We start from the raw sequence: 1158 nt of genomic DNA, 5'->3' as shown, positions 1-1158 counted from the left end.
GGCGCCAAGTTCGTCGACGTGCCGTACGAGACCGACGAAGAACGTGAATGCGCCGTCGGCGTCGGCGGTTACGCCCGCCCGATGCCGGCCAGCTGGATGCAGCGCCAGGCCGCGGCCGTGCACGAGCGCGCCAAACAGGCGGACATCGTGATCACCACCGCGCTGATTCCCGGCCGCAAGGCACCGACGCTGCTCAGCGCGCAAACCGTGGCCCAGATGAAACCGGGCTCGGTGGTCATCGACCTCGCGGCCGCCCAGGGCGGCAACTGCCCGCTGACCGTGGCCGATCAGGTGGTCGTCGAAAACGGCGTGACCATCGTGGGCCCGACCAACCTGGCCAGCGCCGTGGCGGCTGACGCATCGGCGCTGTACGCCCGCAACCTGCTGGACTTCATGAAACTGTTGTTCGATAAAGACGGACAACTGGTGATCAACCTGGAAGACGATATCGTCGCCGCGTGCCTGATGTGCCGCGACGGCCAGATCGTGCGCAAGAACGGCTGAGGATAAAAACAATGGAAGACATGCTGATCTCTCACGGTATCTACAACCTGATCATCTTCGTGCTGGCCATCTATGTCGGCTACCACGTGGTCTGGAACGTCACACCGGCACTGCACACGCCACTGATGGCGGTCACCAACGCCATCTCGGCCATCGTGATCGTCGGCGCCATGCTCGCCGCCGCCCTCACCGTGACCCCGCTGGGCAAGACCATGGGCACCCTGGCCGTGGCCCTGGCCGCGGTCAACGTGTTTGGTGGCTTCCTGGTGACCCGGCGCATGCTGGAAATGTTCAAGAAAAAAGCGGCCAAAGCGCCGGCGGCCAAGGCCGAAGCAGTCAAGGCCGAGGTGCAGCAAGCATGAGCATGAACCTGGTTACCTCCCTGTATTTGATCGCCTCGGTCTGCTTCATCCAGGCGCTCAAGGGGCTCTCGCACCCCACCACGTCGCGCCGCGGCAACCTGTTCGGCATGCTCGGCATGGGCCTGGCGATCCTCACCACGGTCGGCCTGATCTACAAGTTGAGCACCGAGCTGGCCCATGACGGCATCGTCTACGTGATCGTCGGCCTGCTGATCGGCGGCACCGCCGGTTCGATCATGGCCAAACGCGTTGAAATGACCAAGATGCCCGAACTGGTCGCCTTCATGCACAG

Annotated in this window: 2 protein-coding genes and 1 pseudogene; all 3 read left to right on the top strand. The window is 63.7% G+C overall.

The annotated features are described in order from the left end of the window. Positions 1–504: pseudogene (locus ACM6IK_RS22700) on the top strand (NAD(P)(+) transhydrogenase (Re/Si-specific) subunit alpha); the annotation flags it as partial. 11 nt (positions 505–515) lie between these two features. Then, a complete protein-coding gene (locus tag ACM6IK_RS22695; RefSeq protein WP_053152987.1) occupies positions 516–866 on the top strand; it encodes an NAD(P) transhydrogenase subunit alpha in 351 nt (116 codons plus the stop codon). Next, the coding region (locus ACM6IK_RS22690; protein ID WP_414876089.1) for an NAD(P)(+) transhydrogenase (Re/Si-specific) subunit beta at positions 863–1158 on the top strand (296 nt) is incomplete at its 3' end. The genes ACM6IK_RS22695 and ACM6IK_RS22690, both read left to right, overlap by 4 nt.

Origin of the sequence: Pseudomonas sp. IT-196MI5 (genome assembly GCF_949767415.1) — a bacterium.
Lineage (GTDB): Bacteria > Pseudomonadota > Gammaproteobacteria > Pseudomonadales > Pseudomonadaceae > Aquipseudomonas.
Note: the sequence above shows the minus strand (reverse complement) of the source record. Positions and strands in the feature narration are given on the sequence as shown.